At 66.3% G+C, this 591-nt stretch carries 1 protein-coding gene; it reads left to right on the top strand.

From position 1 onward, the window contains the following. Positions 1–591 (top strand): Mu transposase domain-containing protein (locus ACU8YC_RS25735; RefSeq protein ID WP_446896070.1); only part of this gene is annotated, 591 nt, incomplete at both ends.

Raw genomic sequence — 591 nt, 5'->3', positions numbered from 1 at the left:
ATTCGACACGACCTTCTGCAATCCCGCCTCAGGCTGGGAGAAGGGGCAGGTCGAGAAGAACGTGCAGGACGCGCGTCGCCGGCTGTGGCAGCCGCTCCCCAGCTTCGCCGATCTCGATGGGTTGAACGCCTGGCTTGAGATGCGCTGCATCGCGGCCTGGAAGGAGATCCCGCATGGAGATCTCCCCGGCACGCTCGCCGATGCGTGGAGCGCCGAGGTCGCGAGCCTGATGCCGCTCGGGCGACCGTTCGACGGCTTCGTCGAGCACACAAAGCGGGTCTCGCCGACCTGCCTCGTGCACTTCGAGCGCAACCGCTATTCGGTTCCGGCATCGCTTGCCAATCGCCCCGTAAGCGTGAGGATCTACCCCGAGCGCATCGTCGTGGCCGCAGAAGGCCGGATCCTGTGCGAGCATCTGCGAGTCATATCGCGCTCGCACAGCGTGGCCGGGCGCACGATCTACGACTGGCGCCACTATCTGGCGGTCATCCAACGCAAGCCAGGCGCCCTGCGCAATGGGGCTCCCTTCGCCGAGATGCCGGATGCATTCCGGCGTTTGCAGGGGCACCTCCTCAAGCACCCTGGCGGCGA

The sequence above is a fragment of the Citrobacter sp. VF227 genome (genome assembly GCF_052950715.1).
Note: the sequence above shows the minus strand (reverse complement) of the source record. Positions and strands in the feature narration are given on the sequence as shown.